The organism is uncultured Cloacibacillus sp. (assembly GCF_963926575.1).
GTDB classification, from domain to species: domain Bacteria; phylum Synergistota; class Synergistia; order Synergistales; family Synergistaceae; genus Caccocola; species Caccocola faecigallinarum.
Window position 1 is genome coordinate 70,472 of the sequence record NZ_CAWUXW010000005.1, and the last position, 26,045, is coordinate 96,516.

General features: G+C 62.1%; 27 protein-coding genes. 10 read left to right on the top strand and 17 right to left on the bottom strand.

Annotated features, from left to right (window positions below):
- Nucleotides 1–13 precede the first annotated feature (13 nt).
- From ABGT66_RS11565 to hrcA, 6 genes are all read right to left on the bottom strand, one after another.
- Nucleotides 14–898 (bottom strand): branched-chain amino acid ABC transporter permease, encoded by an 885-nt coding sequence (locus tag ABGT66_RS11565; RefSeq protein ID WP_294194077.1) that lies wholly within the window; start codon nucleotides 896–898, stop codon nucleotides 14–16.
- 113 nt (nucleotides 899–1,011) lie between these two features.
- Nucleotides 1,012–2,160, bottom strand: coding sequence for an ABC transporter substrate-binding protein (locus ABGT66_RS11570; protein ID WP_294194078.1), 1,149 nt, complete (start codon nucleotides 2,158–2,160; stop codon nucleotides 1,012–1,014).
- A gap of 214 nt (nucleotides 2,161–2,374) precedes the next feature.
- A complete protein-coding gene (dnaJ, locus tag ABGT66_RS11575; protein WP_346691144.1) occupies nucleotides 2,375–3,502 on the bottom strand; it encodes a molecular chaperone DnaJ in 1,128 nt (375 codons plus the stop codon).
- Nucleotides 3,503–3,738: 236 nt separating this feature from the next.
- Entirely contained in the window at nucleotides 3,739–5,565 is a 1,827-nt protein-coding gene (gene dnaK, locus ABGT66_RS11580) for a molecular chaperone DnaK (RefSeq protein WP_346690788.1), read from the bottom strand.
- Between the two features lie 62 nt (nucleotides 5,566–5,627).
- Nucleotides 5,628–6,203 (bottom strand): nucleotide exchange factor GrpE, encoded by a 576-nt coding sequence (locus ABGT66_RS11585; RefSeq protein ID WP_346690790.1) that lies wholly within the window; start codon nucleotides 6,201–6,203, stop codon nucleotides 5,628–5,630.
- Complete coding sequence (gene hrcA, locus ABGT66_RS11590; RefSeq protein ID WP_346690791.1) at nucleotides 6,200–7,225, bottom strand: heat-inducible transcriptional repressor HrcA; 1,026 nt, start codon at nucleotides 7,223–7,225, stop codon at nucleotides 6,200–6,202. Before hrcA ends, ABGT66_RS11585 begins: the two co-directional genes overlap by 4 nt.
- A gap of 251 nt (nucleotides 7,226–7,476) precedes the next feature.
- On the opposite strand from hrcA, the gene ABGT66_RS11595 reads away from it, so the two are divergent.
- The 4 genes from ABGT66_RS11595 to ABGT66_RS11610 are packed head-to-tail and all read left to right on the top strand — an operon-like array spanning nucleotide 7,477 to nucleotide 10,622.
- Nucleotides 7,477–8,124, top strand: coding sequence for a histidine phosphatase family protein (locus ABGT66_RS11595; RefSeq protein ID WP_346690792.1), 648 nt, complete (start codon nucleotides 7,477–7,479; stop codon nucleotides 8,122–8,124).
- A gap of 2 nt (nucleotides 8,125–8,126) precedes the next feature.
- On the top strand, nucleotides 8,127–9,341 hold the full coding sequence (folP, locus tag ABGT66_RS11600) for a dihydropteroate synthase (RefSeq protein ID WP_346690793.1): 1,215 nt from the start codon (nucleotides 8,127–8,129) through the stop codon (nucleotides 9,339–9,341).
- Nucleotides 9,334–9,834, top strand: a complete 501-nt coding sequence (folK, locus tag ABGT66_RS11605; RefSeq protein ID WP_346690794.1) for a 2-amino-4-hydroxy-6-hydroxymethyldihydropteridine diphosphokinase — start codon at nucleotides 9,334–9,336, stop codon at nucleotides 9,832–9,834. Before folP ends, folK begins: the two co-directional genes overlap by 8 nt.
- Nucleotides 9,816–10,622, top strand: a complete 807-nt coding sequence (locus ABGT66_RS11610) for a hypothetical protein (protein ID WP_346690796.1) — start codon at nucleotides 9,816–9,818, stop codon at nucleotides 10,620–10,622. The genes folK and ABGT66_RS11610 overlap by 19 nt, the downstream gene beginning before the upstream one ends.
- Before the next feature lie 45 nt (nucleotides 10,623–10,667).
- Here ABGT66_RS11610 and ABGT66_RS11615 read toward each other — a convergent pair whose 3' ends face one another.
- Entirely contained in the window at nucleotides 10,668–11,567 is a 900-nt protein-coding gene (locus ABGT66_RS11615) for a LysR family transcriptional regulator (protein ID WP_346690798.1), read from the bottom strand.
- Nucleotides 11,568–11,691: 124 nt separating this feature from the next.
- Between ABGT66_RS11615 and ABGT66_RS11620 the strand changes: the two genes are divergently transcribed.
- Complete coding sequence (locus ABGT66_RS11620) at nucleotides 11,692–12,747, top strand: 4Fe-4S double cluster binding domain-containing protein (protein WP_346690799.1); 1,056 nt, start codon at nucleotides 11,692–11,694, stop codon at nucleotides 12,745–12,747.
- Nucleotides 12,748–12,873: 126 nt separating this feature from the next.
- On the opposite strand, the gene ABGT66_RS11625 is transcribed toward ABGT66_RS11620, so the two are convergent.
- The 6 genes from ABGT66_RS11625 to ABGT66_RS11650 all read right to left on the bottom strand — a co-directional run bounded on the left by ABGT66_RS11625 (nucleotide 12,874) and on the right by ABGT66_RS11650 (nucleotide 17,955).
- On the bottom strand, nucleotides 12,874–13,740 hold the full coding sequence (locus ABGT66_RS11625) for a MurR/RpiR family transcriptional regulator (protein ID WP_294194331.1): 867 nt from the start codon (nucleotides 13,738–13,740) through the stop codon (nucleotides 12,874–12,876).
- A gap of 301 nt (nucleotides 13,741–14,041) precedes the next feature.
- Nucleotides 14,042–15,193, bottom strand: coding sequence for an NADH:flavin oxidoreductase (locus ABGT66_RS11630; RefSeq protein WP_346690801.1), 1,152 nt, complete (start codon nucleotides 15,191–15,193; stop codon nucleotides 14,042–14,044).
- Nucleotides 15,194–15,249: 56 nt separating this feature from the next.
- Nucleotides 15,250–16,194, bottom strand: a complete 945-nt coding sequence (locus ABGT66_RS11635) for a radical SAM protein (protein ID WP_346690803.1) — start codon at nucleotides 16,192–16,194, stop codon at nucleotides 15,250–15,252.
- The gene (locus ABGT66_RS11640; protein WP_346690804.1) at nucleotides 16,188–16,652 is read right to left on the bottom strand and encodes an ImmA/IrrE family metallo-endopeptidase; all 465 of its coding nucleotides are present in this window, start codon (nucleotides 16,650–16,652) and stop codon (nucleotides 16,188–16,190) included. Before ABGT66_RS11640 ends, ABGT66_RS11635 begins: the two co-directional genes overlap by 7 nt.
- On the bottom strand, nucleotides 16,636–17,001 hold the full coding sequence (locus tag ABGT66_RS11645; RefSeq protein WP_294194338.1) for a helix-turn-helix transcriptional regulator: 366 nt from the start codon (nucleotides 16,999–17,001) through the stop codon (nucleotides 16,636–16,638). Before ABGT66_RS11645 ends, ABGT66_RS11640 begins: the two co-directional genes overlap by 17 nt.
- A 93-nt stretch (nucleotides 17,002–17,094) precedes the next feature.
- Complete coding sequence (locus tag ABGT66_RS11650; protein WP_346690806.1) at nucleotides 17,095–17,955, bottom strand: triphosphoribosyl-dephospho-CoA synthase; 861 nt, start codon at nucleotides 17,953–17,955, stop codon at nucleotides 17,095–17,097.
- A gap of 56 nt (nucleotides 17,956–18,011) precedes the next feature.
- On the opposite strand from ABGT66_RS11650, the gene ABGT66_RS11655 reads away from it, so the two are divergent.
- Genes ABGT66_RS11655 through ABGT66_RS11665 form a run of 3 tightly spaced genes read left to right on the top strand, consistent with a single transcriptional unit; the run spans nucleotide 18,012 to nucleotide 20,109 of the window.
- On the top strand, nucleotides 18,012–19,010 hold the full coding sequence (locus tag ABGT66_RS11655; RefSeq protein ID WP_346690808.1) for a lytic transglycosylase domain-containing protein: 999 nt from the start codon (nucleotides 18,012–18,014) through the stop codon (nucleotides 19,008–19,010).
- Between the two features lie 6 nt (nucleotides 19,011–19,016).
- On the top strand, nucleotides 19,017–19,511 hold the full coding sequence (locus ABGT66_RS11660) for a YbaK/EbsC family protein (RefSeq protein ID WP_300263490.1): 495 nt from the start codon (nucleotides 19,017–19,019) through the stop codon (nucleotides 19,509–19,511).
- Between the two features lie 16 nt (nucleotides 19,512–19,527).
- Nucleotides 19,528–20,109 (top strand): SMI1/KNR4 family protein, encoded by a 582-nt coding sequence (locus ABGT66_RS11665; protein ID WP_346690811.1) that lies wholly within the window; start codon nucleotides 19,528–19,530, stop codon nucleotides 20,107–20,109.
- 8 nt (nucleotides 20,110–20,117) lie between these two features.
- On the opposite strand, the gene ABGT66_RS11670 is transcribed toward ABGT66_RS11665, so the two are convergent.
- Genes ABGT66_RS11670 through ABGT66_RS11685 form a run of 4 tightly spaced genes read right to left on the bottom strand, consistent with a single transcriptional unit; the run spans nucleotide 20,118 to nucleotide 23,592 of the window.
- Complete coding sequence (locus ABGT66_RS11670) at nucleotides 20,118–21,491, bottom strand: nucleoside recognition domain-containing protein (protein ID WP_346690813.1); 1,374 nt, start codon at nucleotides 21,489–21,491, stop codon at nucleotides 20,118–20,120.
- On the bottom strand, nucleotides 21,488–21,757 hold the full coding sequence (locus ABGT66_RS11675; protein ID WP_294194349.1) for a hypothetical protein: 270 nt from the start codon (nucleotides 21,755–21,757) through the stop codon (nucleotides 21,488–21,490). The genes ABGT66_RS11670 and ABGT66_RS11675 overlap by 4 nt, the downstream gene beginning before the upstream one ends.
- A 6-nt stretch (nucleotides 21,758–21,763) precedes the next feature.
- The gene (locus tag ABGT66_RS11680) at nucleotides 21,764–22,762 is read right to left on the bottom strand and encodes a membrane dipeptidase (RefSeq protein WP_346690816.1); all 999 of its coding nucleotides are present in this window, start codon (nucleotides 22,760–22,762) and stop codon (nucleotides 21,764–21,766) included.
- On the bottom strand, nucleotides 22,759–23,592 hold the full coding sequence (locus tag ABGT66_RS11685; RefSeq protein ID WP_346690818.1) for a HesA/MoeB/ThiF family protein: 834 nt from the start codon (nucleotides 23,590–23,592) through the stop codon (nucleotides 22,759–22,761). Before ABGT66_RS11685 ends, ABGT66_RS11680 begins: the two co-directional genes overlap by 4 nt.
- Nucleotides 23,593–23,792: 200 nt before the next feature.
- Here ABGT66_RS11685 and ABGT66_RS11690 point away from each other — a divergent pair, with 200 nt between their 5' ends.
- Nucleotides 23,793–25,454 (top strand): HD domain-containing phosphohydrolase, encoded by a 1,662-nt coding sequence (locus tag ABGT66_RS11690; RefSeq protein WP_294194357.1) that lies wholly within the window; start codon nucleotides 23,793–23,795, stop codon nucleotides 25,452–25,454.
- Between the two features lie 3 nt (nucleotides 25,455–25,457).
- Nucleotides 25,458–26,039: a sulfurtransferase-like selenium metabolism protein YedF gene (gene yedF, locus ABGT66_RS11695; protein ID WP_346690820.1), complete on the top strand. Its 582-nt coding sequence runs from the start codon at nucleotides 25,458–25,460 to the stop codon at nucleotides 26,037–26,039.
- Nucleotides 26,040–26,045: the final 6 nt, after the last annotated feature.

Genomic DNA, 26,045 nt, shown 5'->3' on the forward strand with positions numbered 1-26,045 from the left:
AGACCGCCCTCCTTTACACTTTCTCGCCGACGGATTTTCCGAAGAGTCCCGTCGGACGGACAATCAGCGTTATGATGAGTATTCCGAAGACGACGAGGTCGCGGAACTGGCTCGATATGAAGCCCGCCGTAAGCATTTCGGCGAGGCCGAGGATGATGCTTCCGATGACCGCGCCCGGCAGCGAGCCGAGGCCGCCTATAACCGCCGCGACGAAGGCCTTCGTCGTTATCATGCTTCCGAGCTGCGGATAGAGCGTGTAGCGGACGGAGAGGAATATGCCTCCGACGCCGGCGAGGAGCCCCGCGACGAAGAAGACTATCGCGATAAGCCTGTTGACGTTGACGCCCATGAGGCCCGCCGTCTTGAGGTTATAGGAAGCTGCGCGGATCGCGAGCCCCCACTTCGTTTTGACGAGGAAGAGCTGGAGCCCCGCGAGGAATACGACCGCGGTGACGAGCGAAAGGATGTCGAAGGCGCTCGTCGTGGCGAGGCCGAGGAAATTTACCGGTTCAGTCGGGATGACCGGAGGCAGCGCGCGGAAGCGTCCGCCGACGGTGACCACGAAGATGTTTTCAATGACGATGCTCATACCCATCGAAGCGATGAGCATGTAGAGCGTTATCGGCGTGCGTTCGCGTATCGGGCGATAGGCGAGGCGTTCGACGACGATGGCCGAAATACCCGCGCCGACGAGGGCAGCGAACGAGGCGATCCAGATATTGGCTCCGCCGGAACGCAGCGCGTAGTAGCAGATATAGCCGCCTATTACGAGGAATCCGCCGTGGGCGAAATTCGAGAACAGAAGCACGGAGTATACGAGGGAATATCCGACAGCGATAAGTGCGTAAACCGAGCCGAGCGACAGTCCGTTAATAAGCTGCTGGATGAAAGTCTCCAAGAGCAACACCTCAAACTTTCTTGCGTTGATAAACAGATAAGCGGGGCTTGTCGAGAAAAGCGTCCAAGGCTTTCGCAGAGTAAAGCCTTGGACGCAAGAGTGGCTTTAATTACTTATTTCGGTTCGACTTTCTTGTAGAAGTCGGTCTTGAGGTCGTCTCCGACTTTAAGGATGATACCGGCCTTGTTGACGGGGTTGTGGGTCGCCGGGTCGATGGTCAGAGTCGCGTGGTGGAGCTTGAGGCCCTTCGTCTCTTCGAGAGCCTTCGCTATCGCGGGGCCTTCGGCCTTTCCTGCGCGCTTGATGGCGTCGATGAGCCAGTACATGCCGTCATAGGCCATGGTTCCGTTTACGAACTCTTTGCAGTCGTCCTTGTAGACTTCCTTATAGCGGGCGAATATCGGGGCCATTCCGGGGTCGTCGAGGTAGGTGTGGTTGACCCAGTAGGTTCCCTTCATCGCGGGGCCGGCGATTTCGTTCATGAATTCAGCGTAGCCGTCGCCGCCGATGATGGTGAGGTCAAGTCCGAGCTCCTGGGCCTGCTTGATGGCGAGCGCCATGTCCTTGCCCATGCCGGGGAGGAGCATTACGTCGGCGCCGGAGTTCTTGATCTTCGTAAGCTGGGCGCGGAAGTCGACGTCGGTCTCACGGAAGCCTTCGTCGGCGACTATCTTTCCGCCGAGCTTCTCATAGCTGTCGATGAAGAACTCGCGAAGTCCCTGGGCGTAGTCCGAACCGACGTTGTAGAGGATGGCGGCCTTCGTCTTGTGAAGGTCGTTGTAGGCGAGGTCGGCCGCAAGAGCTCCCTGATAGGGGTCGGTGAAGCAGATGCGGAAGGAGTAGGGGCGGACGTTGCCCTTGTTGTCGACGGTGACGTAGGGGTTCGTACCGACGGTGGAGATCTGCGGGACCTGTCCCTTCGCTACGATGGGGGCCGTAGCGATGTTGATTCCGCTGGAGTTCGCTCCGACGATGGCGCAGACTCCGTCGCTTTCAATCATACGGCGGACGGCGTTGACCGCGTCTTCGTTGCGGGTCTTTGTGTCATAGGGGATGAGTTCGATGGGGCGTCCGAGGACTCCGCCCTGCGCGTTGACGTCGTCGACTACGAGTTTAGCCATGTTCACTTCGGTGATCCCATACTGGGCGAAGTCACCGGTGAGCGCGGCGAGGTAGCCGATCTTGATCGGTTCAGCCGCAAAGGCGGCTCCTGCTGCTAGGACGACGGCGATAAGAGACAGAATAGCTAGTACCTTTCTCAATATAGTGCACCTCCATATTGTATTGTGTAGCTGTGTGACTCTGAGTCTATTGTATAATTTGTGAAGCGATATGTAAAGAAAAATCGGCATAGTTAATTTAGTTAATTAAAATTTTTGAAATGAACGCATGGAAGAGTTCATTTTTTCGGAGAATTGATAAAAAAATAGGCCCTTCCGTCAATCGGAAGGGCCGGGTAATTTTTCGGCTTAAACGCTAGAATTTTACTTGTTGTCCGGTCTCTTTCGCGAGCTGCATCAGAAGCTCGCGCTCTTTCGCCGTGAGGGTTTTCGGAACTTTTACGCGGACGAGTATATTCATGTCGCCGTTTCCTTTGCCTCTGAGCCTCGGCATGCCGCGCCCCTTGATGCGCAGCTTTGAGCCGGCCTGCGTGCCGGCGGGGATGTCGAGCTTCTCCACTCCGTCGAAGGTGTCGACCTTGACCTCGCAGCCGAGAGCCGCCTGCGGGTACGAAATTTCTATCGTCGTGTTGAGGTCGTCGCCCTTGCGCGTGAACCTCGCGTCGGGCATGACTTCAGTAAGTATAAAGAGGTCGCCCGCCGGCCCGCCGTTGATGCCGGCCTCGCCCTTGCTCGAAACACGGAGCCTCGTGCCGTTGTCGACGCCCGCCGGTATCTTGACCTCGACGCTCTGCGTCTTTCTCACGCGGCCGGCGCCGCGGCAGACAGTGCAGACGCGGTCGACGGTCTTGCCCTTGCCGCCGCATTTGGCGCAGGTCGCGACCTGCTGCATCTGTCCGAACGGCGTATTGACCACCTGGCGCACCTGCCCGCTTCCGTGGCATGCGGGGCAGACCTCGACCTTGCTGCCGGGCTCCGCGCCCGTGCCGCCGCAGTGCGAGCAGGTGTCCATGCGCGGGATTTCGAGCTTGCGCTTCGTGCCTTTATAGGCTTCCTCAAGCGTTATGCGGACGCTCGCCTCGAGGTCGTCGCCGCGCTTCGGCGCGTTCGGGTTCGCGCTCCTGCGGCGTCCGCCGCCGAAGCCGCCTCCGAAGAGGTCGCCGAAGAGGTCTCCGAGGTCCTCCTGCGTGAAGGTCTGTCCGCCGACGCCGCCGAAGCCGCCCGCTCCGCCGAATCCGCCGTCGGGCGGAACGTCGCCGACGTAGCCGAACTGGTCGTACTGCGCGCGCTTTTTCGGGTCGCTCAGCACCTCGTTCGCTTCGTTTATCTCTTTATATTTGGCCTCCGCCTCTTTGTCGCCGGGGTTGGCATCGGGATGATACTTCCGAGTCAGGGCGCGGTAGGCCTTTTTTATCTCGTCAGCCGATGCTCCCCGGCTAACGCCCAATATTTCGTAATAGTCTTTTTTACCGGGAGCAGCCATCAGCAATCCACCTCTCAATAAATTTATTCGTTCTGCGCCGCGCGCGGAAGATATTTACGATTATCCGCGAAATCCGGGCGCACGTACCGCTGCAAGGATTATAACCGCCCGCAGCTATTTGTCAAGATTAGTAAAAAACGGAGCCTCCCCGCGCGGGCGGGGACGGCCCGATAAAAAATTGCGGAGCCTTGCGGCTTACCGCAATAACTCCGCAATTTTCTGATTATCCGTCGGACTTACTTGTTGTCCTCTTCGCGGAACTCGGCTTCGACGGTCTCGCCGTCGCTGTTGTCGGCCTGCTGCGCGCCGGCGCCCGGGTTCTGCTGCTGCGAGGCGCCCGCGGCCTGCGCTGCCTGGGCCAGAGCGTTCATAGCTTCGGTCAGCTCTCTCGTGCCGCTCTTGATGGCTTCCGTGTCCTCTCCGTTCATCTTCTCGCGCAGCGCGGAGATTCTGTCGTTGACGCGGCTCTGAGCGCCTGCGTCTGCGCCGCCGGATTCCTTGACGAGTTTCTCGGCCTGGTAGATTACAGACTCTGCCTCGTTGCGCGCCTCGATGAGCTCTTTGCGTTTCTTGTCCGCGCTTTCGTTGATCTCGGCGTCGCGGCGCATCTTCTCGATTTCCTCTTCGCTCAGGCGCGAGGACTGTATCGTGATGTTCTGCGCCTTACCGGTCGCCTTGTCCTTCGCCGTGACGTTGACTATGCCGTTGGCATCGATGTCGAAGGTTACCTCAATCTGGGGAACTCCGCGCGGCGCGGGCTTGATTCCGTCGAGGAAGAAGCGGCCCAGCGAGACGTTGTCGCTCGCCATCGCGCGCTCGCCCTGGAGGACGTGTATCTCAACCTGCGGCTGGTTGTCCGCGGCGGTTGTGAACACCTGGCTCTTGGAGACCGGTATCGCGGTGTTCTTGTCGATTATCTTCGTGAAGACGCCGCCGAGGGTTTCAAGGCCGAGCGAAAGCGGAGTTACGTCGACGAGGACGATGCCCTGCTGTTCGCCTGAGAGTATCGCGCCCTGGATGGCCGCGCCCATTGCGACGCATTCGTCGGGGTTGATGCCCTTCGTCGGCTCTTTGCCCATGAGCTCCTTCACGAGCGTCTGCACCATCGGCATACGGGTCGAGCCGCCGACGAGCAGGATTTTGTGTATCTGCGAGGCTTCGAGTCCGGCGTCTTTAAGAGCGGTACGGACCGGGTTCTTCGTCCTCTCGAGAAGGTCTCTCGTCAGTTCTTCAAATTTCGCGCGGGTCAGCTTCTGCTCGAGGTGCTTCGGGCCGTTGGCGTCCGCGGTGATGAACGGCAGGGATATCGTCGTCTCCTGCATCGAGGAGAGCTCTATCTTCGCCTTCTCCGCGGCTTCGCGCAGACGCTGCGCGGCCATCTTGTCCTTCAGAAGGTCGATGCCGTCGCTCTTCTTGAACTCGCCGGCGAGCCACTCGACTATCCTGTTGTCCCAGTCGTCGCCGCCGAGCCTGTTGTCGCCGGCGGTCGAGAGGACTTCGAAGACTCCGTCGCCGACGTCGAGGATCGAAACGTCGAACGTTCCGCCGCCGAGGTCGTAGACCATTATCTTGTTGTCGCTCTTCTCAAGGTTCACGCCGTAGGCGAGGCAGGCCGCCGTCGGCTCGTTGATGATGCGGAGCACGTTGAGGCCAGCGATGGTTCCCGCGTCCTTCGTCGCCTGGCGCTGGGCGTCGGTGAAGTAGGCCGGGCAGGTGATGACCGCGTCGCTGATCGAGGTGCCGAGGTATTCCTCCGCGTCCTTTTTCAGCTTCTGGAGTATCATCGCCGAAATCTGCTGCGGCGTGTAGCTCTTGCCGTCGATGGAGACGGTCTTGTCGCTGCCCATCGAACGCTTGATCGATATGACGGTGCGGTCGGGGTTGACTATCGCCTGGCGTTTCGCAAGCTGTCCGACGAGTATCTGTCCGTCCTTAGAGAAGGCGACGACCGACGGGGTCGTGCGCTGTCCTTCGGGGTTCGGGATTACCGTTACGTTGTCTCCTTCTTTCACCGCTACGCAGCTGTTAGTTGTTCCGAGGTCTATTCCTATTACTTTTCCCATAATTGATTCCACCTTTTATTTTTAACTTGTCTGCGGCTTCGCCGCTCTGATGTTTCCTTTATTTATCCGTTGTACTTGCCTACGCGGACCTGCGGCGCTTTGAGCACCCTGCCCGCGAGCTTGTAGCCTCTGCTGACCGCTCCGATGATGTGTCCGTCCTTCGACTCGTCGTCGACGGGCTCCATCGATATCGCCTCGTGAAGCGCCGGGTCGAACGGCCCTTCCGTCGGGATGAACTCAAGCCCGAGCTTGCATAGCCCGTCGGAGAACTGGCGTATGACCATCGCCATGCCCTTCGCCATCCCGCTCTCGGGGTCGTTTATCGCCGCCGCTATGCGCTCGAGGTTCTCAAATACCGGCAGCATCTCCTTCACCGCCTGCTCGGCGGCGAGCTTCGCGTTGCTCTCGCGGTCGCGCTCCATCCTCGTGCGGAGGTTGAAGTAGTCGGCGCGCGCGCGCGCAACCTCTTCTTTCAGCTTCTTTATCTCGTCCGCCTGTTTTTCAACGTCGGCGGTCAGTTTCTTGATTTCGCCGTCCCGCACCGCTTCGGAGGCCGCGGCTTCGTTCGCCGCCGCTTCGGCGGCTTTGGGCTCTTCGTTCTCTGTGCCGGCGCGGTTTTCTTTTTCCTGGTCGGTCATTTCTTTATCTCCTCTTTCTCGGCAGATTCGGAGTCGAGCTTGCGCAGCACTCCGTCTATCGAAGCTATTGCTTTTTCGTAATCCATGCGCTCGGGGCCTATCAGTCCGACGACGGCCTTCTGCCCGCCCGCCTCGCCCGTAGCTGCGACTATCGACGAGCCCTTCATGCCGGGCAGGCCGTTTTCCTCGCCTATCATGACGTTGAGGCCGTCGGCGGAGCATCGCTTGACGAGCTCTGCCATGCTGTCCTCTTCCTCAAGGAAGGAGCAGAGCGCCTGCATGCGCCCGAGGTCCTGAAAGTCCTGGAGGTTCATCATGTGGCTGAACGAACCTGTAAAAATCTTCGGCTCGTGCGCGCCGAGCATCGAATCTATCGCGAGCACTGCCTTCTCGCATTCGTCGTGGTAACGTCCGATGTCCGCGAGAAGCTCCTTCTTCACGGTTTTCTTTATGTCGCTCCACGCCATGCCGGAGAAGCGGTTGAGCTTCGCGGCGAGGCTGTCGAGGTCCTCCTGCGGCATGTCGACGGCGACGTTGATGAACTTCTGATGGACGAGGCCGCCCTGAAGCACCACAAGCAACAGCACCTGGCGCTCGCCCATGCGCACGAAGTTCACGTGATGAAAGCGCACGGTGTCGAGCGGCGTTATCGCAGCGATGCCGACGTAGTCCGAAACGCGGCTCAGCATCTCGGAGGCCGAGGCGAGCATCTTCTCGAGCCCCTGCTTGTGCTCCATCATTTTTTTGAGGAGCTTCACGGAGGGGCCGGCGTTGTCGACGCGCCGGAGCACGGAGTCGACGTAGAGGCGGTAGCCCTGCGTCGTCGGAATCCTGCCCGACGATGCGTGGGTCTGCTTGAGGAAGCCGAGGTCCTCGAGGTCGGACATTTCATTGCGGATCGTCGCGGAGCTGCGCCCCGTGAGGTAGCGGCGCGAGACCGTGCGCGAGCCGACCGTCTCGCCGTTCTTTATATATTCGCAGACGACGGAGAGCACGACTTCGAGCTGTCTTTGCGTAATCACCCCGGCTTCACCGCCTTTCGTCCTCCAGGTTTATTAGCACTCATTCATCACGAGTGCTAAACATCTTCAACGCGATACATGATAAGCGTCATAAAGGCATTTGTCAAGACAGGTCAAAAAAATTTTTTTGACTTTTTGCACGCGCGCGGCGCGCAATGAAAGCATGGGAATTATTGTATAATTACTAAATGTCCGGCCCTCGCCGCGGCGCGGCGGTAACTTTAAGCCGGCGACTGGAGTTTTAGACGGAAATGGCAAACGACAAGACGACCGTATATTTGATCCGCCACGGAGAGTGCGCGGGCAACAAGGAGAACCGCATACGCGGCTGCGTGGACTTCCCCCTCAACGAGAACGGCGTGCTTCAGGCGCACGCTCTCGCCGAAGCTATGAAAGACAAGAAGATAGACTACATTTATACAAGCCCGCTGTCGCGCGCGACATCGACCGCCGCGATACTCGGCGAGGCGCTCGGCCTGCCATACGAGGCGCGCGAGGGCTTCTGCAACATACATCTCGGCCCGTGGGAGAACCGCATCAAGGCGGAGCTCGCGAAGGAAGAGCCCGAGAAATGGCAGACGTGGCTGAACCAGCCCGAGGAGCTCGTAATCGAGGGCGGCGAGACGCTCGACCAGGTGCGCGACCGCGCGCTTGCGGAGCTCAATAAAATCATAGCCGAGCACCGCGGCGCGAACATCGCGCTCATCGCGCACCGCGGCGTGCTGAAGCCGCTGATGGCGGGCGCGATCGGGGTGCAGCGCCCGAGCTACTGGCGGCTGCACGTCGACACGGCGTCGTACAGCGTGCTGACCTTCGACAGCCTGCACGGCTACTGCCTCATGGGGCTCAACTTCACCGAGCATCTCAAGGGGCTCCGCATAATTCAGGAATTCGATTAAAGATGAAGGCTCATCTGATAAAGTTTGAAAACCGGCGCGAACTGGCGCAGGCGGCGCTGCGCCTCGGCGCGAGCGAGGCTTCGCTGCGCTTCTTCGAGGCGAGGCGCGAGATTCTTCAGATTTACGTCACTGACGTGCCTTCGCCCGCCGCGTCCATAATCAAGCAGGAAACGCTCTCCCGCGGCGGCGACGCGGCAGTCCACGCGAACGTCATAAACTGCGGAGTCGAGCGCAGCGACGTGATAATTTTCGGTACGGCGAAGCAGCTCGGCCACCTTGCAGAGAAGCTCGACCAAATGCCGTGGTGGAACCTGCGCGGCCTCGCTGCGGACATCCGCAGGCTTACGGCGCCGCACGTGGGACGCACGGTAAAACTGCCATGCGGCGCGGAGCTGGCGTTCGGCGAGCGCACTTTGCTGATGGGGATCATCAATCTCACGGACGATTCGTTTTTCAGCGGAAGCCGCTGCGGCGGCGACGCAGGCAAAGCCGTGGAAAGAGCAGTAAAAATGGCCGAGGACGGAGCAGACATCCTCGACCTCGGAGCCGAGTCTACGCGCCCGGGCGCTCCGCGCGTTCCAGAAGACCAGGAACGAGCGCGTATGAGCGCCGCAGTCGCCGCGATACGGCGCGAGCTGCCGCATATGCCGCTCTCGATAGACACGACGCGCGCTTCGGTCGCGGAGGCCGCGCTCGAAAACGGCGCAGACATCGTCAACGACGTATCCGGCCTGCAGTTCGACAACGGCATCGCCGAAGCCGCGGCGCGGCACAAGGCCATGCTCGTGCTCATGCACATGCGCGGCACGCCGGAGACGATGCGGACGATGTGCGGATACAACAACCTAATCTCTGAGGTCTGCGCGTTTCTCGAAGAGGCGGTGGACAAGGCCGTATCGCTCGGCGTATCTCGCGAAAGTATTATAATAGACCCGGGAATCGGCTTCGCGAAGGACCACGGGCAGAACCTGTTCCTGCTGCGACACTGCGAGAGCTTCAAGGCGCTCGGCTATCCGCTGCTCATAGGCGCGTCGCGCAAGGGCTGCGTAGGCGCGGCGACGGGACGCGAAGCGCCGGAGGAACGGCTGTACGGCACGCTCGCCGTGACCGCGCTCTGCTGCCGGCAGGGCGCCGACATTATAAGGGTTCACGACGTGCGCGAAAACAAAGACGTGATAAAAATGACGGAAGCTATACAAGGAGCGGAATATGTCTGATAAAAGAATTTTTCTTGCGCTTGGCTCCAATCTCGGAAACAGGCTGGAGCATCTGAAATCCGCGCTTAAATACCTCGAGACGCACGGCGTCCGCATCGAGGCGAAGAGCCGCGTCTGGGAGACGGCTCCGTGGGGCGTCACCGACCAGCCGGCGTTTCTCAACATGTGCGCCGCCGCGCGCACGACGCTCGACCCCTTCGCGCTGCTGCGGCTGCTGAAGAACGCGGAAGCCGAGCTCGGCCGCAGCGAAAGCTGGCGCTGGGGGCCGCGCGAGATAGACATCGACATAATATTCTTCGGCTCGCTCGTGATGAACGACCCGAAGCTCACCATCCCACACCCCTATATGCATGAGCGTGCCTTCGTGCTCAAGCCGCTCTCCGAGATAGCACCAGACGAGGAGCACCCCGTATCGCACAAGACCGTCTCGGAGATGCTCGCGGAGCTTCCGGCCTCCGAGCTGGAAGAGATGGTATGGATCACGGAAATATAAAAAAGCCGGCGCACGGCGGAACGGGGAAAAAGAATCTCGGATTCCTCTTTCTCCCCGCCGCCGTCGTAATAATGGCGCTGGTCCTCCTTCTGACGCCGCGGCCCGAGGGCGAGCGGCGCGAGATAACGCTGAGGACGCTCGAGCTGCCGGCATTTCCGATAACGCTCGTGCTCGAAGAGAACGAGGGCGAGACCGCCGCAGCGTGGCTGCGCACTCCCGCGGGGGCGCGCCGAATAGAACAGGTCGAGGGGCTCTCCTTCATATCGAGCGATCCCGTGGTCTCGCGCGCCGACCAGGACGACAGCGACGACCTGCTGTGGCGCATATCCTTCATGAACGTCAAGGGCGAGGGCATACATCTGTGGATAGGCATGACGACGTGGGCGCCGCGCGTCTACGTAGCGGCGACGCCGTTCCAGTACACGCGCTGGCACGCGCTGCCCGCGAAGATAGAGGTCCCGAAGGGGACGAGCCTCTACATCTCGCCCGCCGCGCCGCTCTACCGGACGCTCGAAAAGCAGTTCGGCGGCACGGACAGCTATTCGTTCGTCTACACGATGATGCTGACGCCCGAGGGGCTGAACTTCGTCCCCGTGCCGTCGGTCTACAAACAGCTCGCCGTCCTGCTGCGCGCGGGGATGCACGGCGAAAGCTCGCCGCCGAAGCGCCTCGCCTACGTCCGTATGCTGACGGAGTTCAACCGCCTCGCCGACGGCAAAGCGCCGCAGGCCGACACCCTGCTCAATTTACAGATAGAGCGCATAGACACGCTGAGCTGGAAGAAATAACGCCGCGCCGTCGCCGCAGCATCGCGGGACGGCGCTCTTCATTTTTCACTGCGGCTCTGTAGTAAGAAAGCTCTTCTTTACGAGCTCGATGAACAATCTCATCGCCGGGCTCATCCATTTATTCTTATGATACGACAGCATCGCGCAAACAGTACCGCCCTCAATCTCTGTATCAAGCTCGATAAGCCGCCCGTCGCGCAGCTCGTCCTCCACCGCGCAGCGCGGCAGGAAAGCCACGCCGAGATTGCCAGCAACGCACAGCTTAATCGCTTCGATGCTCTGCACCTGCATGCTATGCTTCATTTTTATATTTTTACGCAGCATATACTCGTTCAGGATTCTGCTGTGAACGCTCTGCTCCTCACTGTAAATTATCGCGGCGTCCTTCATTTGTCCCGGCGATATAAAATCGCGCTCATCCTCGGCGAGCTCAGGCGAAGCCACGAGCGACGACGGCTGCTGCGCGAGCGGCTCGGTCACCACGGATAAGCTCTGCTTTGTAACGTTGTAGTGCAGCCCCACGTCGACGGCTCCGCTCGCTATCGCGGCGACTATTTCGTAACAGTTGGCGATTTTCAAAGAGAGCTGAACGTCGGGCGCTTTTTCGCGAAACTCCCGCAGTATCCGAGGCGTCTTATAAATCAGCAGAGATTCGAGAAATCCGACCGTCAGCGTCCCCTTCAGCTCCGCCTCACGCTTTCCGTAATCCAAGAGCGCCGCGGCGGCGTCCAGCACTCCGTCCATATATGGCAGAACGTCCCGCCCCGCCTGCGTCAGAGCCATGCGCCGCCCGAGCTTTTCAAACAGCTTGACGTTCAGTTCCTTTTCGAGCTGCTGCACCTGAAAGGTTACGGTCGACTGCGTGTAGTGCAGCCTGCGCGCAGCCTCCTGAAAGCTGCCCGTCTCCAAAATCATCCTCACCGTATTGAGATATTTCAGCTCCATTCGTTTGCGCTCCGTTCAAAAAAATCGAATTATAAATTCAACAGATTCAATTTGATTAAATTATCTTTCGAGCGCATTATGGAACACGAAGAAAAAGAGGTCAACGGACAAAGGAGTGCGGAACATGGCGGTAACTACGGAAGATTTAGTGAAGAAGGCAAAGGAATGCGGATACGACAAATGCGGGATAATTCCTGTTGAGCAGATGGCCGGATACGCGGACAGTTTAGATGAGAGAGAAGAGCGTCTGCCCGAGACGAAGGAGTTCTACGACAAGTTTCGTCCATTCGCCGACCCGCGCGCGCAGTATCCGTGGGTCGAGTCGATAATCGTCTGCTCGTTCCGGTACGGAAGATACGACATTCCCGGCGGACTGGACAAGCATTACGCCAAGGCATACCTCACCGACGGCAGGCGCAACGCAGCGAGCGGATGCTGGAAAGCCGGCGGGCGCTTCGACGAGTATCTTGAGGAGCGCGGCGTGCGCTGCGCGTCGAGCCGCGACTTCGGCCTCACGGCTCTGCGCTGGGCGGCAATGAAGGCCGGAATCGGAATTATACGGAAAAACAATTTTTTCTACACGGAGCGCGGCTCATGGAACCATCTCGAAGCGTTCCTCATAGGCGAGCCGCTGGAATATATCGAAACGTGCGCCGTCCGCCCATGCCCCGACGGCTGCTCGCTGTGCGTCAAGGCCTGTCCGACAGGCGCGCTCTGCGCTCCGTACACGATGAACCCCGCCGCCTGCGCGTCGGCGCTCACGACGTGGAGCGGCTGGGACCTGACAACGGAACCGCTGCGCGCAAAGATGGGGCGCTGGGCTTACGGCTGCGACGTCTGCCAGGACGTATGCCCCTTCAACCGCGGCGCGTGGAGCGGCGGCGAAGAATTTCCGGGGCTCTCGGAGCTCGCGAAGCATCTGCCACTTACGGAGATAGTGGAAGCGGATTACGATACGCTCAAGAACATCGTGCAGCCTGCATTTTGGTACATCCCGGCGGACAAGGTGTGGCGCTATAAGACGAACGCGCTGAACGTGATGCTCAACGACTATTCGCCGGAATATCTTCCCGCGATAAAAAAAGCCTGCTCCGACGAAGCGGAGCAGGTGCGCAAAATGGCGGCGTGGGTGCTCACGAAGCTGAAGAAGCGCGAAGCCGGCGGAACGGAGGCAGAGTAACGGAAAACGGGCAGCGCCGGAGCACGCGGCGTAAAGCCATGTGCGGCGCGCAACGCGCGTACAGAAAACGCCGGAGCGAGGACGACAGCCTCGCTCCGGCGTTCTTTCGTACTTTTTGCGGCGCGCTTAATATTTCAGTCCGAATATCGGGTGGAAGATTCTCTCGTCGTGGAGGAACTGCGCCTGCTCGTCGAAGGACTTCTTCGCCTCGTCGCCGAGCGAGACGGCGAGCGACGACGTGAGCACGTGCGTGAGGAAGATGGGGCCGATGATGCTGCTGCCGAAGGTCGGGCTGTTCGCAGAGACGTTGATCTGGAGCTCTGCGAAGCGGCAGACCGGCGCGGCCGCGCTGTCGGTCATCGTGATTACCTTCGCGCCGTTGCGGTGCGCTATCTCGACGGACTCCGTGACCTCGACCGCGTAGCTCGGCAGCTCGCAGACTATCACGATGTCGCCCTCGCGGACGCTGCGCACCTGCTCCCAGAGCGAGAGGCCGCCGCGGCGGCAGAGGAGCGCGCGGCATCCCATGACGGTGAGGCGTATCTGCATCAGCTCCATTACGAGCGACGAGATGCCCCAGCCTATGCAGTAGATGTTGTTCGCGCCCTTGACCATCTCGCAGAACTTGTCGATGTCTGCGGGGACGAGCTGCGCCATCGTGTCGTCGAGGTTCGCGTGCTCGGCCTTGAAGATGCTGTCGGGGAACGAGTCGTTCGAGCTGACGGCGCGCGCGAGCAGCGCTGCGGGATTTATCTGCTCGAGGATGGTCTTCTGAAGGCAGGCCTTGAGCTCCGCGTAGCCCGAGAAGCCGAGCATCTGCGCGACGCGCACGAGCTGCGCCTTCGAAACCTTGAGCTCGTCGGCTATGTCTCCGATCGAGCGGAACGAGGCCTCTCTCATGTTGGCGAGGAGATACTCCGCGACGCGGCGCGCCTTGTTAGGCATTGTATGCGCTTTTTCCATTAAAAGGTTCTGTAACTGAGTACTGTCCATCTACCTACACTCCTTAAATTTTTCTCTGCTGTATGCGCTTCCTAAACTTATGTAGAATTTACTAAGATTAGTTTAATTTCTTTTTTTAGAGTTGTCAACACAAGTCTAGTTTGTTTCGTGCGGGTTCACCAAAGCCGCGCGCGCAGCTGCGGCGGTTTATGTGCGGGGGGAAAAGCGAAGCGCGCCGCCCGCGCGCGAACGAGCGGCGGAGGGGCGAAGCGCGCGGCGGAGCGAAAAAACGGAGGCCGCGCCCGAGCGCGAACCTCCGTCCGAAAAGTCTTGGTTTCGCCGCAGGCTCGCGCTAGAGCGGCGCCCACTCGCCCTCTTCCCTGTCGCGCATGACGGGGCAGTTGACGTGGCCGCGCGAGGCGGTCTTGAGGCAGGCGTTGCATGATACGCAGGCGGACGGGCGCGCGTCGTCCTCGGCCCAGCGGTTGACGAGGTCCGGCTCGGCGATGAACGGGCGGCTTAGGCCGAACATGTCGGCGCAGCCTTCGTCGAGCAGCTCCGCGATGACGGGAAGCGAGCGCAGCCCGCCGGTCAGCACTACGAGCGCGCCGTCCGGCGCTTCGCGGCGCAGCTCGCGCGCGTAGGGCGCGAAGGGAGCTTCGGACTCTCCCGCGGAGACGCCGACCATGCTCGGCGCGTGGACGGCTCCCGAGTAGCTCGTGCCGGAGGATATTTCTACGGCGTCCGCGCCGCTTTCGAGCGCGCCGAGCGCCGCGAGCTTCCCGGCGTCCCAGCCGTAGCCGCCGGGCACGCCCTCCTCGGCGCTGATTTTTATCCAGAGGCGGAAGTCGCCGCCTACGGCGGCGCGCACCGCGGCACAGAGCTCGCGCGTGAAGCGCGCGCGGTTTTCTGCGCTTCCGCCGTATTCGTCGGTGCGTTTGTTGAAGATGGGCGAAAGGAACTGCGTGAGCAGGAAGCCGTGGGCTCCGTGCAGCTCGACGCCGTCCGCGCCGCCTTCCTTCGCGCGCAGCGCCGCGGCCGCAAAGTCGCCGCGCACGCGCGCCATGTCGTCCGCGGTCATCGCGCGGCTCTCCACGTCGCAGCCCGGCAGAGCTATGCCGCTCGGCGAGAGCCCCGCGGTTTCGGCGAAGGCCGAGTTCAGAGCGCCGCCTGCATGGCATATCTGCACAATCAGCTTCGAGCCGCGCTCGTGTACCGCGTCGGCGAGGCGGCGGACTTCATCGACGCTTCTGTCACAGTCGAGCCCCCACTGGCGCGTCGCGGCGCGTCCCTCGCGGCTGACGTAGGCGAATTCCGAGACGACCGTCCCCGCTCCTCCCGCGGCGGCCTCGGCGGTGCGCGAGACGGCGGCCTGCGTCAGCTCGCCCGTCTCGTGAGCGCAGCAGCCGAGCCACGTCGCGGCGCGGACGAAGCGGTTGCGCGCGGCGAATCCGCCGCGTTCAAAGTCTTTGAAAAGTCTGTGGATTTTTTCTCTCTCCGTCATGGATGGCATTTTTTCCGTTCCTTTCGGCGCGCGTCACAAAGGCCGCGCGCGCTGCGTCATATAAACTCTACGAGCCTCTCGGCCTCTTCCTCCGAAAGCCCGGCGTGCGCGGCGAGGCGTTTTACGCCGAAGCGCCCGTGTCCCGTGAAGCGCGACATTTCGCGGCGCGGCACAGGCCACGGCCCGCGCGGATTTTCGCGCGCGAGCCTGCGCGCCGAGGCTTCCGCGAGTATCAGCTCGCCGAGCGCGGGATGGTGCGGCCCCGCCGCGACCTCCGCGGCGAGCGACTCCGTCTCCTGAAGGCCTATCCTTATCGGCACGAAGCCGTATTCTAGCGCCTCGTCTATGAACTCGCCGCCCCAGAGCGCAGCCGCTTCGACAGAGAGCGGCCTGTACTCGCCGCGCTCGTACAGGCGGCAGAGCTCCGTGCCCTCGATGACGAGGCACGGATAGAGGCGCAGCTCCCACGAGTCCGCGCCCTTGAGCGCGGCGAGCGCGCGCAGGCCGGCGATGCTGCTTTCGCGGTTCTGTCCCGGCAGCCCTATCATCATCTGCACGCCGATGGGCAGGCCGTCGGCTTTTAGCGTTTTTATATCTTCGAATATTTTTTCGGGGTCGGCCTCGCGGCGGCATGCGGCGAGGACGGCGGGGTCGAGCGTCGGGATGCCGAGCTCGATTCTTGAAATAGGATATTTTTTGACGAGGCCGCGCAGCGCGTCGTCGCGCAGGTCGCCTGGGTAGGTCGAGAAGCGCACGGTGCTGCCGGCGGGCGCGTGTTCCGTCACGCAGTCGAGGTATTCCTTTATAAGCTGCGGCGCGAAGCGGCAGAAGGAGCCGCCGAAGTAGCATATCTCGCGCGGCCCGGTCAGCCCGCGCAGCGCCTCGCGCACGTCGGCAGGAGAGGGCACGGCGCGCACTCCGGTTATCGCGCGCTGGTCGCAGTAGACGCACTGCCCGCGGCAGCCCGCGAGCGGAAGGAAGAACGGGAGCTTCTTCAGCATTGCCACGGCTCCGCCTCCGCCCAGTCGTGATACTGGTTCTCCTCCCACTCGGGCCAGAGCGCGGCCCACGCGAAGGTATCGGCGCGGTTCTCGAAGCTCTCCATCGAGACGAAGCTGCGCTGCCAGAAGCGCGCGCCCTTCGTGTGGTAAAGCAGATGATAGAGCTCGTGGAAGAGCGCGAAGCGCCGCCACAGCAGCGGGAGCATGGAGTTTATGAAGATGCGCCCGCGTTCGCCGCGCACGAGATGAATGCCCCACACGCCGACCGGCAGAGAGACGCGCTTGATGTCGAGCGACAGCCCCGTGCGCTCCTCCGCCTTCGCGAGTATGTCGAACTCGTCAAGCCTCCGCCAATCCGCAGCCTCGCTCACGGCCCAGTCGGGCAGGGCGTCGGGCGGCGACGGATATGTTTCTTCAAATAGATCCGAGGATTCTTCCTCTCTACTTTCCGGCGGCATCCTCTTCGTCCCAGTCGTCGAGCGCCGCTTCAATCACGCGGTACACGCGGCGCAGCTCTTTTTCGGAAAGCTTCTTGCTGCGGTACCAAATCTCGAGCTCGCCGTCGTCGAGCATAGATTCGAGCTGCACGCGCCCCGGCTTGTCGGGCGTCGAGAAATCCTGAAGAAGGTCGGCGACTTCGACGTTGAGCGCCGGCGCAAGCCGCTGGAGCAGCTTCATGGACGGGAGCCTGCGGTTGCTCTCGAGCGCCTGCACGTATATGCGGCTGACCTCGACCTTGTCCGCGAGCTTCTGCTGAGTTAAATGCTGCGCTTTACGGAGCGATTTGATCCTGTTGCCCAGACTCATACTCATAGTCTCCTTTTCATAAAATCTCACACAAAGGCGTTACTATACAACGACATGATACTATATAGGCCGCCTGCTGACAACATACAGACTCTATCGCGAAGAAAAAATATGCAGGAAATATGTGCAGCTCAACAAATCCGCCGCGCCTCCGGGGCTCACTCGGCGCCCCATGAACTTGCGCTCGAGCTCGTAAAGCGGCGCGCGGTTCCACGACGGCGCGCGGAAGCGGCGGAGCGCTGCGGCGGCAAGGACGAGATACTCGCCGCGCCAATATTCGTAGCCCGCGCGGTGCATCACGTTGCTGTCCTCGCACACAAGCATTATCGAGAGCAGCGCCGCGAGCCCCGCGTCGTTGAAGCTCGCGCCGCTTTCAAGCGCGCGCCGCAGCGCGGGGAGGCCCGCGTTGATTACCGACGGGAAGCCCCGCTCCGCCTCGCCGCGCACGCCGGTCACTCCGTGCTCGACGTACAGCCGCTCGCCGTTCGTCAGCGCGCGGCGCGGAGGCTCGGCGAGCAGAGCGCCGAGCTCGCGCTCGACCGCTCCGCGCACGGCGAGCGCCGCAAAGTCCGCCGCGGCCTCAGCGCTGCGCGGCGCGCCGGAAAACACGGCGTAGCCCGCGCCGTAGAGCAGCAGCGACATGAGGTAGACGAGCCCCTTGTGCGTGTTGACGCCGCCAGTCGCCTCCGCCATCGCGCGCTCCATCTCGACGCCCGCGGCGCGCAGCCGCGCCGCCGCAAGCTCCAGCGGCGTGCCGTCGAGACCCGCGCGCGCCTGGCGCACCCAGAACGGCGCGAGGGCGCGCGCGCTTTTCAGAAACAGGGCGCAGTCCATGTCGTCGTGGCAGCCGCTGCCCTCCGAGTCGACGAGGCCGGGCTTCGGCGTTGTCATGACTTCGCGCACGGAAGCCTCGTAGGCCGCGGTCGCGAGAAATTCCGCTTCGCTTGACTTCATCGTGCTTCTGTCGGATACTTTTCTATATTATTACGACGATAAGGAGCCGCCGCTCGATGCACTTTATCCCCTCCGTGGCGAGAACCGCCGCCACTAAAATAGCGCAAACGGCAAAGGCCGGCAAGGCGAAAATTTTCCTTCGCAGCTGCGCCGCGCTCTGCCTTCTGCTGCTCTGCGTCTGGGGGGTCAGCGAGGCGGTCTACAAAGTCACGGCCGGCGGCTGGGAGGCGGGCCGCCGCGCGTGGAAGGCGGGCGACTGTGAAGCGGCGCTCGCGGCGTGGTCGCGCGGCGCGTGGGCGCAACCCTTCGCTATTCGTCCAGCGCGGCTCTACTACTGGAAGATACGCGCGCTTGAAAAGCTCGGGCGCGCGGACGAGGCCGAGCGCACCGCGGCGCTGCTCGCGCTGCGCAGGCCGCTCGACTTCTACGCCTTCGTCCTGGCCTACGAGGGGAAATATCCGAAGCTCACGCGCGCCGTGAACGCGGCGAAGTCGCGCGCGCTTCCGGAGCGCCGCTGGGAGGCAGAGGCGGCGGCCGCGTCGGCGCGCACGGGCGTGCGCGAGAACGTGCTCTTCGGCATCATGAAGCGCGAGAGCAAATTCGACCCGAACGCGCTGAGCGCGCGCGGCGCGGTCGGCCTCATGCAGCTGATGCCGCCGACGGCGCGCGAGGCTGCGCAGCGCCTCGGCGACGAAGCGCTCTCGCCGTTCGTGCCGGAGCAGAACGTGATGCTCGGAGCGGCACACTTCGCCTACCTCCACGCGAAATTCCGCCGCCGCCTGCCGCTTTCGGTCGCGGCCTACAACGCCGGAGCCGCCGCCGTTTCTAAGTGGCGCGCGGACGAAGCCTCCGACTGGATAGAATGGATAGAGGACATCCCGTATCCGCAGACGCGCGAGTACGTGCGCTCTGTGCTTGAAAACATAGAGATTTACGATTTCGGCGGCGCGTCCGCCACGCGCGGAAGGCGCTCCTTCTTCGCGTGGGCGGGGCTGCCTCCGTCGCTCGGCGGCGAGTTCGCGGAAAAACGGGAAAATTCTGCACAGATGGAGTGATGACGGATGTCACGCGCCGATGGAAACTTCGACCCCATAGAGGCGGTGCGCGCCTTTCTTGAGGAAGCGCGCTGCGATTCCCAGATAAAACGGACGGAGGCGACGATCTTCACAGTCTCCGACGCTTCGGCGGCCGTGGGCGCGCCCGAGGAAGAGATACTCAAGAGCATACTGCTGCGCGTCAACCACGGAAAATCCTACGCGCTCGCGCTCATGTCCGGCGTCAACAAGGTCGACACGAAGAAGGTCAAAAGGGCGCTCGGCGCATCGCACGTATCCTTCGCGGGCGCAGAGGAGTGCGAGGAATGGTCCGGCTTCCGCCCCGGCGGCGTGCCGCCCGTCGGCTACCCGGAGCAGCCGCAGACGCTGCTCGACGAGGACCTCTTCAACTACGGCACGGTTTGGGCGGCCGCTGGAACGGACCACGCATTTTTCCCCGTCGCGCCCGACGAGCTGCTTCGCATAACGGGCGGTGCGAAGGGAGACATCAAAAAAGCCTAGCTAGGGAGATTCCATCATGGATTACGCAGAAGCCAGACGCTATATGAAGGAATTCTTCGAGCGGCGGTACGCGGAGCTGTCAGCAGGCAGCGGAGCCGGAGTATCGCTCCCGTTCGAGGACGAAGGAAAAGAAATGTGGGCGGACGGCGCAGCCCCCGATGCCGAGTGGAAGCAATGGAAGCTCGTCCCCGCGTCGATAAGCGAGGAAGAGCTCGCGGCGTTCGAGGAAAGCCTCGGCGTGAAGCTCCCGATACAGATGAAGGCCTTCCTTACGACATATCACCACTGCTTCGAGGCTCCGGTCGGCGCAAATCCGACCTTCGACCATTTCTCGGCGGTCAGGGATGCGTGGAACCCGACGCTCGTCCGCTGCGGCTATCTGCCCTTCACGTGGGACGAAGAGGGCGCGTATATACGCTGCATAGACCTTAAGAACATGCCCGACGAGGACGGCTGCGGCGTATTCGAGATAGACCACGAGATACTCTTCTCCTTCGACGAAGAAACGGCGGAACGCGGCGAGGTCGAGGCGGAGATGCAGCCCGTCGCGGAAAACTTCATCGCATATCTGGGAGCCGTGCAGTCGGGCGAGCTCTAAAATCCGCCTCAGGCTGGGAACAGAAAGCGCGCCGCGGGAATCACGATAAGGGCCGAAAGCGCTATCCTCATAACGTAGACCGCAGCCATCTGCCAGAGCTTCAGCGGAATGCTCGAATGCCAGACGTGCAGGCCGACCTCCGTGAGGTTTATCAGCCCGATGACGGAGAGGCAGACGCACGAGACGCGCCCCGCTTCGGTGAGAAGCGCGTGGCCCGCGGCGGCGGCGAGATACTGGTCGACGAAGGCGAAAACCGCGGACTCGGCGACGATTTCCCACTCAGGCGAGCCGAGCAGGAAAAAGAGCGCCGAGAATGGCGCGGCGATGAGCTTCGCCGCCGGCGTCAGATCCGCGGCAAGCAGCAGAAGCGTCCCGAAGGTTATCATCAGCGGCACCGTGCTGAAAATCAGCGAAAAGATTATATAGCGGCTCTCGCGCAGATATTTCGCGGCGTTCATGCGCCGGGCCTGCGCCGTGCCGCGGAAGAGCGCCCAGCGCAGGATTGGCATCCCGCGTCTGCGGCCTTCGGCGCGCGCCGAGTAGCGCGAACGGCCCGAGATATATTCGTCCGGTATGGAAGAGAGCGGCGCGAGCCTCGGAAGCAGCGCCGCGAGCAGAATCATCGACGAATAGGATATAAGCAGAATCTGCGGCAGCGCGTAGCCGACGTTCATAAGCTCCGCCATCGCGTAGATGTTGTATATCCCCGCCAACGAAAAACCGCAGACGACCGCCGCGGCCTCGCGCCCCGTGTAATAGCCCGAATCGTACATCTTCGCGGTGAAGACGACCGCCATCGAGCTGCTGCCGAGCCACGAGGCGACGCAGTCGACGGCGGAGCGCCCCGGCACGCGGAAGAGCGGGCGCATGACGGGACTCGCGTAGACCGCGATGAACTGCACGAGGCCGAAGTCCATGACGAGCGGCGAAAGCAGGCCGAGGACGACCGCGAGCGCTACGAGCCGCGGCGTCATGCCGCAGACGATGAACGAAGCCTCCTTGACGAAGGCGGCGGCGAATCCGCCGAGCTCCGCGGCCTGTCCCGCGCCGAGCCAGACGCAGAGAGCGACGGGCATCGCGAGCACCCTCGCCGCGAACCACACGGGGCCGCCGGTCAGGTTCTCGTGAAGTATCTCGTCGCGCACAATCCACGCGGGGCGGAAAAATTTCGCCGCGAGCGCGAGCACGGCGGCGGCTGTCGAAACCGCGGCGGCGAGCTCCGGCTCGCGCCCCGCGAAGAGCGCAAGCAACGCCTCCTTCAGATGGCCGAGCAGAGTGTTCGGCCCGCCGTGCAGAGTAAACGGCACGAGAAAGACCGCGATGCCGAGAAGCGACGGCGCGGCGAACCTCAGCAGCGCGGCTGCTCCGGCGCGCTTTTTCATGAAAGCTTTTCCGCCGTCACGACGAAGACCTCTCCGACGCCCGCCTCCTCGAGCTCGCGCGCGTCGGGAGCCGCGGGCGGCGTCCATCCCGTCTCAAAACAGGCGGAGGCGTATTCCCAGAGCACTGAAGGCGCGAGGCGCAGCACCTCGTCTTTCGACGGCGACTCAAGCCAGCAGCCGTGAAGCCCGGGGAAGTTGCCGCGCCAGATTTTCTCCCCGTTCTCAAAATCCTCGTAGACGACGAGCGGATAGACGAACTTCTCCACAGAGTATCACCTCATCACATTTTCAAAGACGCGCATGAAATTGCCGCCGAGTATCGCCGCGGCCTGTCCGCGGGGATAGCGCGCGCGGACGGCCTCGACGAAGCGCGCCGCATCCGCGTGGTCGCGGAAGATGTCGTTCGCAGTCCCGTCATGCTCGCGCAGCGACTCAAGACAGTCGCAGAGGTCGAAGCCTATCCCCGCGTGCTCGTATCCGAAATTCCGCACGACATGGTCGAGATGCGCGAGCAGCGTCTCCGCCGTCCGCCCGTGCTCCGCGGTCTCGCAGAAGGGGCCGTAGGCGTTCATGCCGGTGACGCCGCCCGCCGCCGCGAGCGCGCGGAGCTGCTCGTCGGTCAGGTTGCGCGGCGAGGGCGTCAGCGCGCGGCAGTCCGAGTGCGACGCGATGAACGGACAGTCTGACATCTGCGAGACCTCGCAAAAGCCCGCGTCGTTCAGATGGCTCACGTCGATCACAACGCCCATGCGCCGCGCGCGGCGCACCAGCTCGCGTCCGAAATCCGTCAGCCCGCCCTCGCGCGCATACGGCGGCGCGGTCTCGAAGGAGACGCCGTCGCAGGCGTAGTTGCGCCGCGACCACGCGAGGCCGAGCAGCCTCACGCCGAGCGAGTAAAAAATATCGAGCAGCAGGATGTCGCGCCCGACAGGCTCCGCGCCCTCGAGCGACAGGAAAAGCGCGACCTTGCCGTCGGCCGCGGCGGCGTAGCATTCGCCCGCGCTCCTGCACAGGCGGAACGACGGCGACTCGGCCAGGTCCTCGCCAAGCGCGGCTATCTGGTCGAGCGCGTTCCGCAGCGCGAGCTCCGGCACGTACTCGTCGAGTATGAAGAGCGAGCAGACCGCGGCGTTCACGCCGGCGGCGCGTAGCTGCGGAAGGAAGCGCTCCTCGAGCACCGCGGATTTTCCGCGCCGCCGCAGCGCGAGCACGTCGAGCAGCATGTCTGTATGAGCGTCCAAAATTATCTCGGGTTTTGCGATTTCAATCATTTCAAGTTAAGCCTCCGAACCGTTAGGCGGGATATGTCGAACCAGAAAAGAGTTTTTCTCTGCGTTTCATCGCCGCGCGTTAAAATCCTGACGGCTTCGGCCGCCTGCGCCGAAGCTATGAAGGGCGGGGTGAAGGACGGATTGCCGCATTCGACCTCTTCGCCCTTGTCGCCCGCGCCGAAAAGCTCCCACGGCGGCACGTCGCCAGCGCGCAGCACGGCGGTCTCGCCGTACAGCCCGCCTATCGCGCCGTGGACGAACGGAACGCCGAGCTTTTCGCAGGCGCGGAAGACGACGGAGCGCGCGCCGTTGCCGTCGAGCGCGTCGAGCACCACGTCCGCGCCCTCGAGCGCGGCTTCGCAGTTTTCCTCGTCCAGGAAGAAATTCAGCGCTTTCACCTCGACCGCCGAGTTCACGGCCTTCACGCGGCGCGCCGCGGCTTCCGCCTTCGGCTCGCCGAGGTTCTCCTCCGCCGCGTAAAGCTGACGGTTCAGGTTGTTCTCGCCGAACGTGTCGCCGTCCGCAAGAATGAGCTTCCCGACCCCGGCGCGCGCGAGGATCTCGATTATCCACCCGCCGAGCCCGCCGCAGCCGGCGACCGCGGCGCACGACTCGAGCAGCCGCGCCTGCCCCTCGAGGCCGACAGTACCGACGCTGCGCTCGTACCGCGATGGGCAGAGCCCAGCGCGCAGCGCCGCGGCTTCCGCCTCGCGCGCGGACATTCCGCCGCGCCGCGCGGCTTCGCGGCAGGCCGCGAACGGCACGACGCGAAGGCCGTTCCTCACGGCGGACGCCCCGCGCATAAATTCGACGGCATCTTCAAAAGCCACCGTAACACCTCCGACTTCGGATAAAAAATAAAAAAGCGTAAAAAGGCGCTTTTTGCCTCTTTCTCTTTCCATTATACATTCTTTCGGCAGGGCGATGCAGTTATCGCTTCCCACATCTTAATTTTTTGTAAAATTCTGCTACAATAGTGACGGGACGTATATTCAAAAACTATATTTTGGTCCGCTTCGGAGGAGTTCAGATGTCTATTAAAGCGAAAATACAAATCTTCTTGGGCTTCGTCATGCTCTCGGCGCTTCTTCTGCTCGACGTGCTGTTCACGAATTTCCTCATCACCTCGGCCGGCGAGGCCGACCGAGAACGATTGACGCGCGAGCTTTCGCGCACAGTCATGAGCGTCAAGGGCGAGGAGCGTATGCTCACCGCCATCGCGGGCAACTGGGCCTACTCCGACAATACGTGGGACTTCATGAACGGCAAGTACCCCGAATACCCCAAAGCCTACCTCAACAGGGACGTGCTCACCGAGATAGGCATCTCCTCCATGATCTACCTCGACAAGGACCTCGGCGTCGTGCTCTTCCGCGACTTCAGCGCGCCCGACGACGCCTCGACGCCGCAGAGCGAATTCAACGCGATATTCAGCACCGAGGAGAGCGAGCGGATATTCAAAAATCTGCCCGAGGACGGCTTCTGCGGAATCGTTATGAAGAACGGCGACAGGCCGATAATCTTCTCCGCGATGCACATCAGGCGCTCGGACATGAGCGGCGAGGACGCGGGCTACCTCATCGCTACAATGGCGCTTTCGCCTAAGATGGTGCAGCGCCTGACGCACGGCATCAACTTCTCATTCGCCATAGAACCCGTCAAAAAATCCGAAATTAAGGAAGATATGCCCGGCATCGTCATCGAGGGCGGGCGCAAGGACACCTACATAGCGGGCAAGGTCCTCGTCAAGGACTTCCGCGGCGGCCCGGCCTTCTGGATAACGGGCATAATGCCGAAGGTCGACATCACCGAGGCCGACCGCCAGCTCCAGCGCCTCTTCCTCTTCCTCGCGATCGCCGCTGTTGCGATAGTGCTGCTCTCGGGGCTCTACCTCAGCGAGCAGCTCACGTGGAGGCTCAAGCGCCTGCAGCAGGAAATCGCGGGAATCCGCGACGAGTCGCGCGAGATACGCCGCATCACGATAGACCGTAAAAAGAAAGACGAGATAGCGAGCATACAGCGCACGCTGAACGACTTCATGGCCTTCTTCTCGTTCAAGGAGGGCGAGAAGGAGCGCATCGACGACATAACGATAGACGTCTACCGCCGCTTCGCGAACGCGGGCAACGACCTCTGCACGAAGACGCTCGAGGAGATAGCCTCGTCCTTCACGCCCGGCGACGCGAAGTTCCGCTCCGCGATACCGCGCGCGGCAAAGACGGCGCGAGACTTCGCTAAGGAGCTCGGCGTGCTCGACGAGGAGCTTCTCTACGTCTACCTCGGCTCGCTCTTCAGCCGCATAGGGATGCTCTCGCTGCCCTTCTCCATCCGCACCAAGACCTCGCCGCTGACGCCGACCGAGCGCCGCGAGTACGACCGCTACCCCGTCAAGTCGAGGGACTACATGGAGTCGGTCGAGCTTCTGCGCCCCGCCTCCGGCATCCCGTACTCGTGGAACGAGAACTGGGACGGCTCCGGCTTCCCGCAGGGAATCTCCGCGACGGCGATTCCTTATCAGGCGAGAATCTACGCCGTCGTCGACGCGTGGAACGAGATGACGCGCCCGTGGCCCGGACGCCGCATCCCCGACGCGCTTGAGGTCGCGGAAAGGCTTCGCTCTATGGCTGGGACTCGTCTCGATCCCCAGCTTGTCGAGAAATTCATAGAGTACCTCAAAAAGGAGAGTCTGTAGGAAATGGTGGAAATCGACGCCAGGAAACTGGAGTGTCCGAAGCCGGTCCTTCTGACGAAGGCCGAAACGGACAAGGGAACGGAAGAGCTTCGCGTGCAGGTCGACAACGAGGTCGCCGTCGGCAACGTGACGCGCTTCCTTGAAAGCGCCGGCTACGAGGCGAAGCGCGAGGACGCGCCGGACGGCAAGTCCTTCTTCATCATGGGCAGAAAGACTGGCGAAGCCGCGCAGAAGTCCGCGGATAAGAAGACGACCGCGATACTCTTCGCCTCCGACACGCTCGGCGCGGAGTCGGACGGCCTCGGCGAAGTCCTCATCAAGGCCTACCTCGGCACGATAGCGAAGGCCGACGAGCCGCCCGCGACGGTCGCTCTGATGAACGCCGGAGTCAAGCTCGCGCTGCCGGAGTCCTCGACCTTCGACACGCTCAGGGAAATCGAGGCGCGCGGCACGAAGATACTCGTCTGCGGCACCTGCACGAACCACTTCGGAATCACGGACAAGATCAAAGTCGGCGTCATCTCGAACATGTTTGAGATTGCCGGCTCGCTTATGAGCGCCGACAAGACGATAGTCCACGGCTAGGCCCCG

Excerpts from the sequence above, each read along its gene's own strand:
- ABGT66_RS11660 (WP_300263490.1), top strand. The coding sequence starts at position 19,017 with ATGTCACGCGCCGATGGAAACTTCGACCCCATAGAGGCGGTGCGCGCC.
- ABGT66_RS11670 (WP_346690813.1), bottom strand. The coding sequence starts at position 21,491 with ATGAAAAAGCGCGCCGGAGCAGCCGCGCTGCTGAGGTTCGCCGCGCCG.
- ABGT66_RS11650 (WP_346690806.1), bottom strand. The coding sequence starts at position 17,955 with ATGAAGTCAAGCGAAGCGGAATTTCTCGCGACCGCGGCCTACGAGGCT.
- ABGT66_RS11655 (WP_346690808.1), top strand. The coding sequence starts at position 18,012 with ATGCACTTTATCCCCTCCGTGGCGAGAACCGCCGCCACTAAAATAGCG.
- ABGT66_RS11690 (WP_294194357.1), top strand. The coding sequence starts at position 23,793 with ATGTCTATTAAAGCGAAAATACAAATCTTCTTGGGCTTCGTCATGCTC.
- ABGT66_RS11680 (WP_346690816.1), bottom strand. The coding sequence starts at position 22,762 with ATGATTGAAATCGCAAAACCCGAGATAATTTTGGACGCTCATACAGAC.
- ABGT66_RS11595 (WP_346690792.1), top strand. The coding sequence starts at position 7,477 with ATGGCAAACGACAAGACGACCGTATATTTGATCCGCCACGGAGAGTGC.
- ABGT66_RS11645 (WP_294194338.1), bottom strand. The coding sequence starts at position 17,001 with ATGAGTCTGGGCAACAGGATCAAATCGCTCCGTAAAGCGCAGCATTTA.
- ABGT66_RS11620 (WP_346690799.1), top strand. The coding sequence starts at position 11,692 with ATGGCGGTAACTACGGAAGATTTAGTGAAGAAGGCAAAGGAATGCGGA.
- folP (WP_346690793.1), top strand. The coding sequence starts at position 8,127 with ATGAAGGCTCATCTGATAAAGTTTGAAAACCGGCGCGAACTGGCGCAG.
- yedF (WP_346690820.1), top strand. The coding sequence starts at position 25,458 with ATGGTGGAAATCGACGCCAGGAAACTGGAGTGTCCGAAGCCGGTCCTT.
- folK (WP_346690794.1), top strand. The coding sequence starts at position 9,334 with ATGTCTGATAAAAGAATTTTTCTTGCGCTTGGCTCCAATCTCGGAAAC.
- ABGT66_RS11665 (WP_346690811.1), top strand. The coding sequence starts at position 19,528 with ATGGATTACGCAGAAGCCAGACGCTATATGAAGGAATTCTTCGAGCGG.
- ABGT66_RS11610 (WP_346690796.1), top strand. The coding sequence starts at position 9,816 with ATGGATCACGGAAATATAAAAAAGCCGGCGCACGGCGGAACGGGGAAA.
- ABGT66_RS11585 (WP_346690790.1), bottom strand. The coding sequence starts at position 6,203 with ATGACCGACCAGGAAAAAGAAAACCGCGCCGGCACAGAGAACGAAGAG.
- dnaJ (WP_346691144.1), bottom strand. The coding sequence starts at position 3,502 with ATGGCTGCTCCCGGTAAAAAAGACTATTACGAAATATTGGGCGTTAGC.
- ABGT66_RS11635 (WP_346690803.1), bottom strand. The coding sequence starts at position 16,194 with ATGCTGAAGAAGCTCCCGTTCTTCCTTCCGCTCGCGGGCTGCCGCGGG.
- dnaK (WP_346690788.1), bottom strand. The coding sequence starts at position 5,565 with ATGGGAAAAGTAATAGGAATAGACCTCGGAACAACTAACAGCTGCGTA.
- ABGT66_RS11625 (WP_294194331.1), bottom strand. The coding sequence starts at position 13,740 with ATGGACAGTACTCAGTTACAGAACCTTTTAATGGAAAAAGCGCATACA.
- ABGT66_RS11615 (WP_346690798.1), bottom strand. The coding sequence starts at position 11,567 with ATGGAGCTGAAATATCTCAATACGGTGAGGATGATTTTGGAGACGGGC.
- ABGT66_RS11640 (WP_346690804.1), bottom strand. The coding sequence starts at position 16,652 with ATGCCGCCGGAAAGTAGAGAGGAAGAATCCTCGGATCTATTTGAAGAA.
- ABGT66_RS11630 (WP_346690801.1), bottom strand. The coding sequence starts at position 15,193 with ATGACGGAGAGAGAAAAAATCCACAGACTTTTCAAAGACTTTGAACGC.